At 40.8% G+C, this 15,015-nt stretch carries 11 protein-coding genes; 8 read left to right on the plus strand and 3 right to left on the minus strand.

Annotated features, from left to right (window positions below; translation table 11 throughout):
- Nucleotides 1–54 precede the first annotated feature (54 nt).
- Genes QME58_11360 through QME58_11375 form a run of 4 tightly spaced genes read left to right on the plus strand, consistent with a single transcriptional unit; the run spans nucleotide 55 to nucleotide 3,759 of the window.
- Nucleotides 55–1,041: an Mrp/NBP35 family ATP-binding protein gene (locus tag QME58_11360; GenBank protein ID MDI6804423.1), complete on the plus strand. Its 987-nt coding sequence runs from the start codon at nucleotides 55–57 to the stop codon at nucleotides 1,039–1,041.
- 6 nt (nucleotides 1,042–1,047) lie between these two features.
- On the plus strand, nucleotides 1,048–1,293 hold the full coding sequence (locus tag QME58_11365) for a NifU family protein (GenBank protein MDI6804424.1): 246 nt from the start codon (nucleotides 1,048–1,050) through the stop codon (nucleotides 1,291–1,293).
- 49 nt (nucleotides 1,294–1,342) lie between these two features.
- Entirely contained in the window at nucleotides 1,343–2,644 is a 1,302-nt protein-coding gene (locus QME58_11370; protein MDI6804425.1) for a cytochrome ubiquinol oxidase subunit I, read from the plus strand.
- Complete coding sequence (locus QME58_11375; GenBank protein MDI6804426.1) at nucleotides 2,641–3,759, plus strand: hypothetical protein; 1,119 nt, start codon at nucleotides 2,641–2,643, stop codon at nucleotides 3,757–3,759. The genes QME58_11370 and QME58_11375 overlap by 4 nt, the downstream gene beginning before the upstream one ends.
- Nucleotides 3,760–3,946: 187 nt before the next feature.
- Here the strand turns inward: QME58_11375 and QME58_11380 are convergent, their stop codons facing one another.
- The 3 genes from QME58_11380 to pdxA all read right to left on the minus strand — a co-directional run bounded on the left by QME58_11380 (nucleotide 3,947) and on the right by pdxA (nucleotide 6,929).
- Entirely contained in the window at nucleotides 3,947–5,098 is a 1,152-nt protein-coding gene (locus QME58_11380; GenBank protein MDI6804427.1) for an acetylxylan esterase, read from the minus strand.
- Nucleotides 5,099–5,261: 163 nt separating this feature from the next.
- Nucleotides 5,262–5,924: a cell division ATP-binding protein FtsE gene (gene ftsE, locus QME58_11385; GenBank protein ID MDI6804428.1), complete on the minus strand. Its 663-nt coding sequence runs from the start codon at nucleotides 5,922–5,924 to the stop codon at nucleotides 5,262–5,264.
- A gap of 3 nt (nucleotides 5,925–5,927) precedes the next feature.
- Nucleotides 5,928–6,929: a 4-hydroxythreonine-4-phosphate dehydrogenase PdxA gene (gene pdxA / locus QME58_11390; protein MDI6804429.1), complete on the minus strand. Its 1,002-nt coding sequence runs from the start codon at nucleotides 6,927–6,929 to the stop codon at nucleotides 5,928–5,930.
- A gap of 330 nt (nucleotides 6,930–7,259) precedes the next feature.
- Here pdxA and QME58_11395 point away from each other — a divergent pair, with 330 nt between their 5' ends.
- The 4 genes from QME58_11395 to QME58_11410 all read left to right on the plus strand — a co-directional run bounded on the left by QME58_11395 (nucleotide 7,260) and on the right by QME58_11410 (nucleotide 14,985).
- Nucleotides 7,260–9,242: a tail fiber domain-containing protein gene (locus tag QME58_11395; protein ID MDI6804430.1), complete on the plus strand. Its 1,983-nt coding sequence runs from the start codon at nucleotides 7,260–7,262 to the stop codon at nucleotides 9,240–9,242.
- A 151-nt stretch (nucleotides 9,243–9,393) separates the two neighbouring features.
- Complete coding sequence (locus QME58_11400; GenBank protein MDI6804431.1) at nucleotides 9,394–11,214, plus strand: tail fiber domain-containing protein; 1,821 nt, start codon at nucleotides 9,394–9,396, stop codon at nucleotides 11,212–11,214.
- Between the two features lie 133 nt (nucleotides 11,215–11,347).
- Nucleotides 11,348–12,796 carry a T9SS type A sorting domain-containing protein gene (locus tag QME58_11405; GenBank protein MDI6804432.1) on the plus strand — a complete coding sequence of 483 codons (1,449 nt, stop codon included), beginning with the start codon at nucleotides 11,348–11,350 and terminating at the stop codon, nucleotides 12,794–12,796.
- Nucleotides 12,797–12,960: 164 nt separating this feature from the next.
- Nucleotides 12,961–14,985, plus strand: coding sequence for an SdrD B-like domain-containing protein (locus tag QME58_11410; protein ID MDI6804433.1), 2,025 nt, complete (start codon nucleotides 12,961–12,963; stop codon nucleotides 14,983–14,985).
- Nucleotides 14,986–15,015: the final 30 nt, after the last annotated feature.

Genomic DNA, 15,015 nt, shown 5'->3' on the forward strand with positions numbered 1-15,015 from the left:
CGATAAAATCTATAACACTAAACTTATATTTGAATTTTTGGAACTGCCCTTAAGATAGACAATAGAGATGTAAGTTTTAAAATAGAATTAACTACACCTGCTTGTCCAGTAAAAGACCAATTCAAAATGGCAGCCATAAAATCGGTAAAAGAAGCAATACCGGAAGTTGGCGCCATCCAAATTGAGATGACGAGCAGCGTTCGCAAAGCGCCACAGTCAAATTTAAACAACATACTCACTAATGTAAAAAACACAATCGCAGTTGCGAGCGGAAAGGGGGGCGTTGGTAAATCGACAGTTGCTATAAATTTAGCAGTTGGATTAGCTCAAGATGGTGCCAAAGTTGGCTTAATAGATTCCGATATTTACGGTCCAAGCATTCCGCTGATGATGGGTATAAACGCATCTCCGAAGTTAGAAAATAAAAAACTAATACCGCTAGAAGCCCACGGTGTAAAGGTTATGTCGATTGGATTTTTAGTCGATCCGAATCAAGCAGTTATATGGCGTGGACCGATGGCAAGCGGAGCTCTCAGGCAATTTATGACCGATGTAGAATGGGGCGAATTAGATTACTTGATTTTCGATTTACCTCCGGGAACCGGCGACATCCAATTAACACTTGTTCAAACAATTCCGTTGTCGGGGGCTGTTATCGTAACAACGCCGCAGGATATCTCTCTCGCCGATGCCCGCAAAGGTTATGCAATGTTCGAGAAGGTGAATGTACCGATTCTCGGTATCATCGAAAATATGAGCTACTTTATCTGTTCGCATTGCGGGGAACGTGAGGAAATATTTTCGTATGGTGGCGGTCGCAAAGAAGCTCAAGAATTGGGCGCTGTGTTTTTAGGTGAAATTCCTATTGATACAAAGATTCGCATCGGTGGCGATGTGGGGGTGCCAGTTGTTGCTCAGGATAAAAATTCTTCGCAGTCATCAGCCATTAAAAACATTGCACGCAATATGGTCGCACAATTAAGTATCAATGCGATGAACGGCGTTAAAACAAAAAGGGTAGAAGTAAATTTAAACATTTAAACTGAGATGGAATCAAAAGAAAAATTGCTCGTCGAAAGAATTGAGGAAGCTCTAGACTTTTGCAGACCGTATCTTCGAGCCGACGGTGGCGATGTTGAGTTTGTAAATGTTAGTGATGACGGAATAGTAAACCTACGCTATTTAGGTGTTTGTAAAAATTGTCCTCTCTCCCTTTTAACTTTAAGAGCAGGAATCGAACGTTCTGTTTTAAAAAATGTACCCGAAGCAAAAAGGGTGGAACTGGTTCTTTAAATAATTTAAACTGTTTTAAAATTTATAAATTATTCGAAAGGAGTAACAAATGAATTATCCATTCTGGGATATTCCTTTTCTTGGTGGTGGTTGGCTTATCGGTATTGTAGCTGTGATCCATGTGTTCGTCTCTCACTTCGCTGTCGGGGGTGGATTGTTTCTTGTCCTTACCGAACACAAAGCTTACCGCGAAAATAATCTCAAAATTATAGACTATCTAAAAATCCATTCTAAATTTTTTATCCTTCTCACACTCGTTTTCGGCGCACTTACTGGTGTTGCCATCTGGTTTACAATCGGACTTGTAACGCCGATGGCTACTTCTTCACTGATTCATATATTTGTGTGGGGATGGGCAATCGAGTGGGTTTTCTTTTTCATCGAAATTGCTGCAGTGATGATTTATTTTTACACTTGGGAAAAAATTGACCGGAAAACTCATCTCATTATCGGCTGGATTTATTTTATATCCGCGTGGATGAGTATGGTAGTCATCAACGGCATTCTTTCGTTTATGCTGACGCCCGGTGCTTGGACTCAAACGAGAGATTTTTGGGATGGATTAATAAACCCTACTTACTTTTCATCTTTGGCTTTCCGAACTTTAACTGCAATAGTTCTGGCTGGAATATACGCACTATTCACGGCTTCTCTGTTGAAAGACGAAAAGATTAAACAAACAATTGTTAAATACTCGTGCAAGTGGGTGCTACCGTTTATGCTAATGCTTCCGCTTGCAGGACTTTGGTATTATCTGACGCTCCCCGAAATTCCGCGCGAAATAGTTTTAGGTGGAATTGTTTTCGTTCATAACACAGCAATTATCGGCTTGATAGCCGGCGCCCTGATTTTCTTTACAGTTTTAATTATGGGATTCTTCAAACCTAATTTATATTCTACTCCTGTTGCAGTTTTTGTGCTTTTGTTAGGTTTAGCATCGATGTTTGCTGGCGAGCGTGTTCGTGAATCAGTCCGCAAACCCTACGTGCTTGTCGATTATATGTACTCGAACGGATTGGTCTTGAGTGATTTCGATAAGGTTAAAGCAGAAGGTTTGATTAAAAATTCGAAATGGTCGAACATTAAAGAAATTAACGACCAAAATAAATTAGAAGCCGGCAATGAAGCATTCAAGCTTTATTGCTCAAGTTGTCACATCATAAACGGTTACAACGATGTTTTACCGTTGATAACTGAATACGACGAGGAAATGCTGACTGCAATTATTAATGAGTTAGAAAATTATCAGGGCTATATGCCTAAGTTTGCCGGCACCGAAGCCGAAGCTGCTGCGATAGCAAAATGGTTAACAGATTTTAATAAAGAAAATACGAAAGGAGAAATAAAATGATAGACCAAACAATGATTCCCGACATCGACCCGATAGCACTACCTGCACCCATTTGGTTGCTGAAGTTCTTACTACTGCTTACTTTTACGCTGCATATTTTAGCAATGAACGTGGCAGTCGGAGGCGGGTTTGTTGCCGCCTTTAGCGAATATTTTGGAAGAAAAAAGAAAAGCCAAAACCATTTCGAGCTGAGTCGCGGGATTGCCAAAATGCTGCCACCCTTCACGGCGTTTACAATTACATTAGGTGTTGCACCACTTCTGTTTTTACAAGTTCTGTACGGTCAGTTTTTCTACACATCAACCATACTAATGGCTTGGCCCTGGTTATCGGTTATCATAATTTTTATTTTAGCTTATTACGGTTACTATATTTTCTCATTCCATTGGGAAAAACTTAACGGTAAAAGATTATGGGTAGTGTCGATAAGTTCAATTTTGTTAGCGACAATAGGTTTGATTTACGTAAACAATATTGTTCTGATGCTAACCCCCGATAAATGGAAGGCAATGTATTTTGCTAATCCACACGGAACACATTTGAATTATGATGACGCCACAATCATACCGCGATATTTACACTATATGATCTCAGCAATGGCTGTTGCCGGCGTTGTGGTAATTATGTGGGGAATCAGAAAACTGAAGACAAACGACCAACTTGGCAAGTGGGCAATCCGTTATGGTGCCTGGTGGTTTTTAATACCGACTTTCATAAATATTGCGATCGGATTGTGGTGGTTGATTGCATTACCGCGTGATTTTATGTTGATGTTTATGGGGGGTAATCAACTCGCTACGGGCTACTTCTTGGCAGGACTTGCTTCGATTTTTGTAAGTATTATGTTGATGTTTGTTGGAATGAATGCTGCTAAACCGGTTGGAAAGTTAATGGCTGCGAAGTTATTCTTCTTAATATCTATCGTTACAATGATATTGATGCGGCACGAATTGCGTGAAGCATATCTGAAACCGTACATCAATTGGGACGCCGTTAAAACAGAACCACAGTGGGGTGTAATAATAATTTTTGTTTTACTCCTCGTCGGTGGTTTGATTACAGTTGGTTGGATGGTGAAGAAATCGTTTGGGAAACCAGCGCTAGAGTCAAAATAAAAATAATTAGTAACTACTTAGCAGCAAAAATAAAACGCCACAGATTCACAGATTAAACTTATGAAAGCTACAATATTATTGGGATATGAATTTAATCATAGCGCCCTTTGCATTTTCTTTGCGGACCTCGCGGTTAAAATATACTAATTCCGAAACTTGCCCTGATTTAATCGAAGTGTCTCAAATCTCATTTTTTCCTCAACACAACACTGAACCACGAGTATGGCACATCCCAATGATTTACAGGGAATTCGTGACCGAGATTTGAATGGATAATTAGCTGTTTCGTTTTGCTCGGAATCCGATTGTACAAAGCAAATACTGTATTGGGAGTTGATATCCTGTCTTTAAAATGTGCCGAAAGTAAAACAGGTTTTGTAAATCGCTCTGCAAAATTATTAGCATCAAAGTAGCTTAAAGTTCGGAACGCCGTGGTTTTGTCAACTAATCCGTTGATTATCGACCTTCTTACACGCGAGCAACAACCGCTTTCCAATCCTTCCGGAAAACAGCAAAGAGTCGGAATTGTTGCTATAGTGGCTTTAATCCTGCTATCTAATCCTGTTAGAAGCAATGCCAACCCACCACCTTGGCTCGTTCCTGCAACACCGATGCGTGCTGTATCCAATTCACTCCGTGTATAAAAAAAATCGATAGCCCGCTTTGCACTTGCAACTGCTTTTCGTAAGTAATACTTGTTTGGATCATCAAGATTCTGTCCTGCCGACGGGTCATCACCAACCGGATAATTATCGGACTCTACATCCAATCCGTGAATCTGTATTGCAACGACTGCAAATCCGAGTCTTGCAAGAGTATATGGAATTTGTACCGATGTATTTCCATAACTTGGTAGGATTAAAATTGCAGGAAGTAGTTTGTCAGATTTTGGTAAACAATACCATGCTTTAATACACGCTGTATCCAAACTCCGATACATTATTTTAAAAACTTTGATGCTGTCGTGTTGTTTATCGGTTTGTTCGGTTAATTCAAAGTAAGCGTGTAGAGTATCTAAAGCAGAAAATGTATTCAGCCAAAATGTTTCCAAATCTACTCTATTCGTAGATGAAAAAAGAATTGAATCAGATTGAAAGACAAAGGTAAGTGTATCCGAATAATATTCGTATTCACCTGTAACTATCCGTGCAAAAATTTCGTAAAAGCCGGGACGCCATTTATAATTGAGTGATTTCTTTTCGGAAGATAGGTGTATTGTTTTAATACCCTTCTCGAATTTTGTATTTTCCTCATAAACAGTATAATAGTATTTTTGTGTGATACTTTTAAGCTGTATAAAAATTTTTCCTTTAACTTTTCGTTGCGACTCGATTCTCACATTAAAAACGGGGGAGTGATTTTTATTATATATATGATTTGGCAGGAACGATTCAATGGATACCGAAATAACCCGTTGTGCGTAAGAACTCGATGCAGATATTAAAAGTAAAATTGCTAAGAGCGTGATAATTCGGCGTATATTTTTTAGGGAATACCTGATTTCAGATACTTTCGATTTCTTTTATTTTAGTATTTTTTATCTGCAAAATTCTGCTCCCCGATCTTCGGACTAAATCATAATTATGTGTAGCCAATAAAACGGCAGTCCCTCGCGAATTAATTTGCAACAGGACATCAAGAATTTCGTTAGCCAAAGCAGGGTCTAAATTACCGGTTGGTTCATCTGCTAAAAGAATAAAGGGTTCGTTCACCAAAGCGCGCGCAATTACAACCCGCTGCTGCTCGCCACCTGATAGCTCATTAGGCATTGCCCCGCGTTTGTGGCTCAAACCGACTTCTGCCAAAACCCGAACAATACGCCTCTGAATTTCGTGCCGCTTAACCCCTGTAACGTGTAATGGAAAGGCAACATTTTCGAAAACATTCCTGTCTTCTAAAAGTTTAAAATCTTGAAACACAACTCCTACGGTTCTTCTCAAATATGGGATCTCCCTTTTTTTAATTACTAACGAGTTGTACTTACCGACTGTAACCATACCTGAATTGGGGAGTAAATCCATATAAATTAAACGAAGAAGTGTCGTTTTGCCAATGCCTGACTCACCGATTAAAGATACAAATTCACCTGAGTTAATGTGAATGCTTATATTCGATAAAATCGGTTGGGCGTTGAATGAAAGTGTAACGTTTTTGAATGTAATCATATTTTATTTTTTATTTTTACGGCGGTTATTGATAATAGCTACTGCAGTTTTAATGGCTTCAATTGTGCTGGATGGATTTGCTCTTCCTTTTCCGGCGATGTCGAATGCTGTTCCATGATCCGGTGAAGTGCGAACTATCGGCAATCCGGCAGTGAAGTTTACACCTTCCTCGAATCCCAATAATTTTATAGGTATCAATCCTTGGTCGTGGTACATTGCAAGCACTGCATCATAGTTTTTGTAAGCATGAACTCCAAAAAAACCATCGGCGGGAAATGGACCGTGAATATCAATACCCTTTATGTTAGCTTGTTTCATAGCTGGAATTATCATTTCATTTTCTTCTTCTCCGATAACACCATTTTCACCGGCGTGAGGGTTAAGTCCTAATACAGCGATTTTAGGTTTTCTTATTCCAAAATCATTCCTGAGCGAATTGTTCAGTGTTTGTATTCTATCTTTAAGTAATTGTTTCGTGAGCCGGGATGGAATTTCTTTGATTGAAATATGAATTGTTACCAAAGCTACACGGATATTTTTATAAAGCATTATCATAGCAAACTTACTCCGTTTGCAGAGTGTCGTGATCAATTCGGATTGTCCGGGGAAATCAAAGCCCTTGAAGTTGATAGTTTCTTTTGCTAAAGGTGCAGTTACCATACCATCAACTTCTTTTTCGAGACAAATAATAGTTGCAGAAATAACAGATTCAATAGCAAGCCGGCCAGCTTCGAATGAAAGTATTCCCGGTTTTATGTTTGGTTGGACGAATTTACGAATAGAAAAAATCGGTATAGCATCTGAATTGTTTTTAGGTACAGATTCGATTTCTTTAAGTGTGGTTTTCATTTTTAGCAATTTAGCATAATGCTCAAAAACATAAGTTGAGCCAACCAGAACCGGGATACAAATTCGTTTTATTGCTGGGGATGTAGCAGCTTTTAATGCAACTTCCGGTCCGATGCCGTTATGGTCGCCCATTGTGATTGCTATAATTGGTTTCATATCCTGTACTTTAGTTGTTGAGTGTTAATTTACTAATGACTGTGTAGAAAAGCAAGAAAATTCTTTAAATTATTAAATATTACTTGCTTTTTAGTAGAACTGGATATATATTATTTTGGTATTTGTAAGACTGGTAGCCAATACGGATTACAGAATATTCAGGATCGAGGAGTGCTATCGCTGGTTGTTATTTAATAATAAGAAAATGTTGATAATATTTTACATACTATTATTATTGGCATCAATTCCCGAATCCATTATCAGGGAATTAGAGGTTTTTTTATTTTTCCCTAAATAACCAATAACAAAAAAATTAAAGGAGATATTTTTATGAAACACTTAATTTACATCTTCGCATTTTGCGTTCTAACATTTTCTATTATTGGAAATGCAAACGCACAAGTCCCAAACAAAATCTCGTATCAGGGACTTCTAACAACTTCTGCCGGCACGCCTGTGCAGGATGGGAGTTATAATTTAACTTTTAACATTTTCGATGTTTCCACTGGCGGCAGTGCTTTATGGACTGAAGATCAGACTGGCGTTGCCGTTCAGCGTGGAACATTTAATGTTCTTTTAGGTTCAGTAACAACACTTGATATATCTTTCAATCAAACATTGTATGTGGAAGTTACTGCAACACCAGGACCTGGAATACCTTCACCGATAACATTTTCGCCGCGTTCAGAATTGACAAACTCACCGTATTCATTTTCGATTATTGGAACACAATGCGAAGCGACGGGACCGTATTCATCGGTTGGTGGGAGGAATAACCGTGCACGGGGTGCTTATTCTGTCGTAAGCGGTGGCGGGGGTGCAACAGAAGCTGATTCAAATTCTGCCTTAGCTGACTATTCAACTGTGAGTGGTGGTCAATCTAATAAGGCAAGCGACAGATATACAACAGTGAGCGGTGGTGCTCATAACACGGCAAGTGGTCAAACTTCAACAGTTGCTGGTGGCTGGTCTAACGTGGCAAGCGGTAGAGAAGCAACGGTTAGTGGTGGCATAAATAATACATCAAGTCAATCTTTGTCAACTATCGGTGGTGGTGAAATGAACACTGCAAGCCGCACTGCTGCAACAGTCGGTGGGGGTTCAAGCAATCAGGCAAGTGGTGATCGTGCAACAGTTGGTGGAGGGGCTTATAATTATGCTAGTGGCGATTATTCCACAGTTGGCGGGGGATGGTCTTCACGCGCACGCGGTGCTTATTCTTTTGTTGGCGGCGGCGGGGGTTCAACTTTAGCTGATTCAAATTCAGCGCTAGGTGAAAACTCAACAATTGGCGGCGGCTCCAGTAACATCGCAAGCGCCTTCGCTGCAACAATAGGCGGAGGTTGGGATAACACAGCCAGCGGTCCTACTGCGACCATAGGTGGTGGAAAAATGAATACTGCCAGTGGAGGTATTGCGACCATAGCCGGAGGATGGTCTAACACCGCAAGCGGTTGGCATACCGCAGTTGGAGGTGGTGGTTTTAATAGCGCGAGAGGTATATATTCAGTTGTTTGCGGTGGCGGGGGGTTAAACCCTGTTGATTCAAATTCTGCTTTAGGTGATGCTTCTACTATCGGCGGTGGTTCAGCGAACAAGGCAAACGGCTCTAATGCAACAATTGGCGGAGGTGCTTATAACACAACCAGCGCTAATTATACCACAATCGGCGGCGGCTATAATAACACGGCAAGCAATCATTTTGCAACAGTTGTAGGCGGTAGAGATAACACGGCAAGCGGTCAATATTCATTCGCTTCTGGACGCCGGGCAAAAGCCAATCACGATGGCGCCTTCGTCTGGGCAGACCAAACTGACGCAGATTTTGCTTCAACGGCAATTAACCAATTTAATATTCGTGCTGTTGGTGGAACAAGAATTTTTTCGAACACGGCATTATCTGCTGGTGTAACACTCGCTGCTGGGGCATCATCTTGGGCGAGCGTTTCAGATAGCACGCTCAAGAGAAATAAACGTCTCGTTGATAGCAAAGTAATACTTGAAAAAGTGGCACGGCTGCCGGTTATGCAATGGAGCTACTTATCTCAAAACCCTAACATAGAGCACATCGGTCCGATGGCTCAGGATTTTTATGCCATCTTCGGTTTGGGTGATGATGAGAAAACAATTTCCACAATTGATCCGGCAGGTGTAGCGCTTGCAGCTATTCAAGGATTGATACAGGAAAACAAAGAACTACAAACAAAGAACGAAGAACTCTCGAATCGTTTAACTGAATTGGAAGCAGTTGTAAAATCTATGGCTGAAGAAATGAAAGTCATAAACGATAAGTCACTTGGTGAATTAAGATGAGTTAGAGATGACGAATGAACAATGACTAATAACAAATAACCAATTTCAGCCTGAGGCTGATGCGCCTATGGCGCAAACTAATTAACATATTTCAGCCTGAGGCTGATGCGCCTATGGCGCAAACTAATTAACAAATTACAAAGGAGTAATTATGAAACACTTGATTTATATCTTCGCACTTTGCGTTCTAATATTTTCTATTATTGGAAATGCAAACGCACAAGTCCCGAACAAGATTTCTTATCAGGGACTTCTAACAACTTCTGCCGGCACGCCTGTGCAGGATGGGAGTTATAATTTAACTTTTAAAATTTTCGATGTTTCCACTGGCGGCAGTGCTTTATGGACTGAAGATCAGACTGGCGTTGCCGTTCAGCGTGGAACATTTAATGTTCTTTTAGGTTCAGTAACAACAATTGATATATCTTTCAATCAAACATTGTATGTGGAAGTTACTGCAACATCAGGACTCGGAATACCTTCACCGATAACATTTTCGCCGCGTTCGGAATTAACAAGTTCACCTTATGCATTCATTGCTGATACGGCTAATTTTGCCAAAGCAGTAAGCGGAGCCTGGAATCTCACAGGCAATGCAGGTACTACCGAAGGAACTAATTTTGTTGGCACCACCGATGCACAGGCATTTGATATCCGTACCAATAATGTATTAAGAACCCGCATTACCACCAAAGGACAAATAGAAACATACAATACAGGGCAATCGGTGTTTGTGGGAGAAGGAGCCGGGGCAAGCGATGATTTATCTGATAACTACAATGTATTTGTCGGTTACCAGGCGGGTTTTTCCAACACCACAGGATCCGCCAATACCGCCAACGGACTGCAGGCGCTTTATTCCAACACCACAGGATCCCAAAATACTGCCAGCGGAGGTGGTGCGCTTTTGTACAACACCACAGGAGCATACAATACTGCCAGCGGCACGTATGCGCTTTATTCCAACACCACAGGATTATCCAATACCGCCAACGGAAGGAGTGCGCTTTATTCCAACACCACAGGATACTACAATACCGCCAGCGGAACGGATGCGCTTTTGTTCAACACCGCAGGAAACAATAATACCGCCAACGGAAGGAGTGCGCTTAGGTCCAACACCACAGGATCCGACAATACCGCCAACGGACTGCAAGCGCTTTATTCCAACACCACAGGATTCAACAATACCGCCAACGGAGTGAGTGCGCTTTATTCCAACACCACAGGATTGTACAATACCGCCAACGGATTGGGTGCGCTTTATTACAACACAACAGGATTCAACAATACCGCCAGCGGCACGTATGCGCTTTATTCCAACACCACAGGATATCAGAATACCGCCAACGGATATCAAGCGCTTTATTTCAACACAACAGGATTCAACAATACCGCCTTGGGATATTATGCTTTCTTCTCAGGAGCGGCATATAGTAACTCAACAGCATTGGGCTTTAATACTGCTATAACTGCCAGCAACCAGGTGAGAGTAGGAAATTCTTCCGTTACCAGCATAGGCGGGCAGGTGGGCTGGACAACACTCTCTGATGGCCGCTTTAAAAAAGATGTGAGTGAAACCATGCCTGACGGCAGGCAGGCAGTGCAGGGCTTGGCGTTCATTATGAAATTGCGTCCGGTTACTTATCATCTGGATATGGATGGAATAGCATCGTTTTTAAAAACCCCCGATCCCGATAAATCGGGACTATTAAAAGAAAGTGAAGTTATTAAAGGCAAAATGCTGCAAACTGGCTTTGTCGGTCAGGAAGTAGAGAAAGCTGCACAAGAACTTGGCTACGACTTCAGCGGTATAGACAAACCGAAAAATGAAAATGATTACTATGGCTTGAGGTATGCAGAGTTTACCGTTCCATTGGTTAAGGCAGTGCAAGAACAGCAGAAGATGATAGAAGAACTAAGAAGGCAAAACGAAGAGCTTTTAAAACGTATTGAAAAGTTAGAGAGATAATTCCGCCAAAGGCGGATGTGCCTTCGGCACAAAATCGCTTTATGAAGTAAGGTGAAGATAATAGAGAAATGGAGCGATTAAGTGTTTCTAACTCATTATTAATTGTAAATGGTCAATATAAGGAGAACTAAAAATGAAAAATTTTATAATAATCGTGCTTATATTCGTATTGAGCACACTGGCTTACAGCCAGACGATTACACACCCCTGGTGGGTTGTTGACAGAGGCGGTGGAAAATCTACTGGAGGCGACTTACTGCTCCAAACATCCATCGGTCAAAATGCAGTACAAATGATGACGGGCGATACTTTTAAATTAGAAAGCGGATACATTCCCGGTTTGCGTAATATATCGGGCGCCTCAACTACGATGATGGTTAATGCTGCGGTCGGTTGGAATATGATATCGGTTTCTCTGCTCGTAACTGATTATAGAAAAACCATACTGTTCCCAAGTGCCGTGTCGCCCGCTTATGTATATCAAGAGGGTTATAAAATACGCGATACATTAGTTAATGGAAAGGGATATTGGCTAAAATTTTCATCCGCAGCCTCAATTCCAATCAGTGGCACTAGTATAATGTTGGATACGATTGATGTGAATGCCCGTTGGAATATAATTGGCGTAGTATCGTATCCTGTTTTGATATCGGACATAACTCCCGTTTCACCTGTTGTTATCAAATCGCAATATTTTGGTTATACGAACACAGGCTACTATAACGAGGACACACTAAAGCCGGGTTCTGCGTATTGGCTTAAGGTAAATCAAGCGGGGAAAATTGTTCTGAAATCCGGCTCAGTGTTGAAGGCTTCTTCACAATTGGTTATGGCGAAAGCTCAAAATAAACCTGATGATATTAAGTCAGTTGCAGCAGAAAAAGGGCTGCGCAGTTTGATACTAAAAGATGAAGCCGGACGAGAACAGACACTTTACTTCACAGCAAAACCTGTAGAGATTGATTTGGAGAAATATGAGCTTCCGCCTATTCCGCCTTCAGAAATATTTGATGTTAGATTTCGATCGCAGCGGAATGTAGAAGTAGCTGATAAAGAAATGTTGGGTCGTCAAGAATTTCCGATACAAATAAACGGGGCAAAGTATCCGTTAACAATTAACTGGAATGTTGCTATAGATGAGGGACAAGAATACTCAGTAGAAATCAACTCGTTTAATGGCGATAAGATTGTAGTAGAGAAATTCGTACTCGATGTTAATACGAAAGCTATAACAATTGATGAAGATGTGTTGGGTGTGAAGTTAATAATGTCCGCGAAAAGTGTTGTAGAAGTTCCGAAGGAGTATGCACTATATCAAAACTATCCCAATCCGTTTAATCCTACAACCAAGATAAAATATGACTTACCGGTTGCCTCAAAAGTAACTCTGAAGGTTTACAATATTTTAGGTCAGGAGGTAGCAACACTTAAAGACGAAATCGAAGAGCCAGGTTTTAAATCGGTTGAGTTTAATGGTAATACATTATCGAGTGGCGTGTACTTTTACCGGATTGATGCTACGGCAATATCTGACGCAAACAAATCGTTGATGAGTGTGAAGAAGATGATCCTCCTACGTTAAAGTTTCGGAGGAGAAGTGTTTGTGTTATAACAAATGTAGATCGACGAACCTCGCCGACCTACAAGATATAGAAAAAGCTGAAGGTAACCTTCTGCTAAGTTTTTATTCCGTTGAAGGTTACCTTCGGTATTCATCAGCAAAAATTTAACAGAAAGGATATTGCCATGAACATCAACTGTTTATCAAAAATGGCACTCATTTTTATTTTGTGCTTAGTATTTAACGTACAAAGTTTTGCTCAAGTGCAAGAAAAATGGGTTCATCGCCACGATGGTCCTGCAAATTCGTGGGATAATGCAGCAGATCTTGTTGTGGATGCGGATGGAAATACTTATGTCACTGGCTTTGTGAGCATAGCAAGTCCACCCATAGTGACGAGTTTTGTTACAATAAAGATAAGCCCGAACGGTGTAACAGAGTGGGTTCGAACCTACCACGGTGAAGATGGCAGGAGAGATCGAGCGATGGGGATTGTGATAGATATAAATAATAATGTATATGTTACTGGAATTAGCTGGGACGGTGATTACTACAGTTCTATTGCAACGGTAAAGTATGATACAGATGGAAATCAGCTCTGGGTAAGACGGTTCCCAACACCAGGTCCATCGACAACTTTTTATTCGCCCGCAAAGAAAAAACCCATCGGTATTGATGCCGCAGCAAATATATATATCGCCGGATTTTACACAACTGGAGCGTCCGATATGAACATTGTTACAATAAATTACGATTCCCAGGGAAATTTACTGTGGTCTAATACTTATGATGGGTTAGGATATTACATATGGGTGACTCAACCTTTTCCGCATTGGGAATGGCAACCAAGCAATGATGCAGCAGTAGCTATTCATGTTGATAATGTGGGTAATGTCGTTGTGGCAGGTCAAACTCAACCTTTCGGTTATTATGATACTACGCCGGGACCTGATTTTATTATATTGAAATATACAACAGATGGTGCACAAGCGTGGGTACAAACTTTTGGTTTAGCGTCTGTGCACGATTATCCGTGGGATGTAATTGTAGATGTGGACGGAAACATTGTTGTTACGGGGAGTTCCACGTCCTATCCAACAGAAAATATTACAACAGTTAAGTATAATCATTTAGGTGCGCAAATGTGGGACAGACAATATGGTGTTGGATCTGAATCTGCTTCGGGTAACGCAGTTACAGTTGATAATTTAAAAAACATTTACATTACCGGATATATAAACACAAACATTGTAACATTAAAATACAATCAAGCTGGTGCGTTACAATGGGATATACTTCATCCGGGTAGGGGAGGAGAAGATATTGCACTTGATCAATATTCAAATGTATACGTTACCGGTTCAATTGATTCGGGTGGCGATTCTGATTGGGATTATATTACAATTCGGTACAATAATTTAGGCAATCTATTTTGGAGTATCACATACAATGGTACTGCCTCGCAGATGGATTATGCGGTTGGTATCGCAATTGATCCGAATAATAATGTAATCGTAACTGGAAATAGCGCTGGAGTCGGAACGTTAGACGATATAACTACTATAAAGTATGCTCATAGAACCATTAGTGGAATAAAGTTTAGAGACCTTAATTGTAATGGTGTTTTTGAGGCAGGAGAACCAGGCCTTGCCGGATGGCGAATCGAACTTGCGGGTCCGGTTAATGACTTTAGATTAACAGGTGCTGGCGGCGAATATTCTTTTGAAAATCTACCAGAGGGAAACTATGTAGTGAGTGAAGTTTTGCAGCCGGGATGGATGCAGACGATGCCAGCTCCCCCGGGTTTTTATAACATCAATATTACACCGCAGAATCCTTTTTTTGTAAACATTGATTTTGGAAACTGCCAGGGGAGAATAAGCGGTATTAAATTCAACGACCTAAATGCGAACGGTCAGCATGATGCTGGAGAACCGGGGCTTCCCGGTTGGCAGATAAATCTTGCAGGTCCAGTTGTTGGTAATATGTTAACAGGTGCTGGCGGTGTGTACGAATTTGATAATCTTCCCCCAGGCAACTATCAAGTTAGCGAAGTTTTGCAACCGGAATGGATAGTGACAACGCCAGCTGTGTTTTTCATTGTAATTACTCCTCCTGTTCCTCCAGCTGGGAATGCAATTAAGGTAGGGATAAACTTCGGTAACCATTTTCATTTTCCACATGGTAGTGTTGTGTTAGCCATGAATTGACGGATATAATCTTTTAAGTTTCACCCTTGC

This window comes from Bacteroidota bacterium, assembly GCA_030017895.1.
GTDB lineage: Bacteria > Bacteroidota > Ignavibacteria > UBA10030 > BY39 > JASEGV01.

Coding starts and splice junctions, on each gene's coding strand:
- QME58_11370 (MDI6804425.1), top strand. CDS start 1,343: ATGAATTATCCATTCTGGGATATTCCTTTTCTTGGTGGTGGTTGGCTT.
- QME58_11395 (MDI6804430.1), top strand. CDS start 7,260: ATGAAACACTTAATTTACATCTTCGCATTTTGCGTTCTAACATTTTCT.
- QME58_11410 (MDI6804433.1), top strand. CDS start 12,961: ATGAACATCAACTGTTTATCAAAAATGGCACTCATTTTTATTTTGTGC.
- QME58_11400 (MDI6804431.1), top strand. CDS start 9,394: ATGAAACACTTGATTTATATCTTCGCACTTTGCGTTCTAATATTTTCT.
- QME58_11365 (MDI6804424.1), top strand. CDS start 1,048: ATGGAATCAAAAGAAAAATTGCTCGTCGAAAGAATTGAGGAAGCTCTA.
- ftsE (MDI6804428.1), bottom strand. CDS start 5,924: ATGATTACATTCAAAAACGTTACACTTTCATTCAACGCCCAACCGATT.
- pdxA (MDI6804429.1), bottom strand. CDS start 6,929: ATGAAACCAATTATAGCAATCACAATGGGCGACCATAACGGCATCGGA.
- QME58_11405 (MDI6804432.1), top strand. CDS start 11,348: ATGAAAAATTTTATAATAATCGTGCTTATATTCGTATTGAGCACACTG.
- QME58_11375 (MDI6804426.1), top strand. CDS start 2,641: ATGATAGACCAAACAATGATTCCCGACATCGACCCGATAGCACTACCT.